Below are 405 nucleotides of genomic sequence, written 5' to 3' on the forward strand. Positions count from 1 at the left end.
GATTTACTTGAGAGGCTGATCTTGAATCTGCTAGATAATGCGTTGAGGCATAGCCCGAGTGGAACAATGGTGTCGTTAGATGTAGGTTTAGAATCGGATTCAAAACGGGTGAAGGTCATTATCCATAATGAAGTTGAACGAGAGGCCCCTAATGGTTCGTTAGGTATTGGCACCAAAATCGCTCAGTCGATACTGATGTTGCATCATAGTGTTTTAGAAACAACAAAAGCAGAAAACTCATTTCAACAAAGTTTCTATTTGCCTTCGGTTTAGCCCTGTCTGTCTTCGATTTAGTTCTAATTTCTTTCGATATCGTTCTACTTGCCGCCGTTCTAGGGGATAGGCGAGTTGTTCTTTGAGTAACGAACAACTCGTTGAGCAGCTTTTAAGTTGAGAAGTTGAGAA

Annotated in this window: 1 pseudogene; it reads left to right on the forward strand. The window is 41.2% G+C overall.

Annotated elements, in window-relative coordinates:
• Window positions 1-273 (forward strand): annotated as a pseudogene (locus AB4653_RS27480) (sensor histidine kinase); the annotation flags it as partial.
• Window positions 274-405 lie beyond the last annotated feature (132 nt).

Origin of the sequence: Vibrio sp. 10N.222.48.A3 (genome assembly GCF_041475345.1) — a bacterium.
Lineage (GTDB): Bacteria > Pseudomonadota > Gammaproteobacteria > Enterobacterales > Vibrionaceae > Vibrio > Vibrio tasmaniensis_A.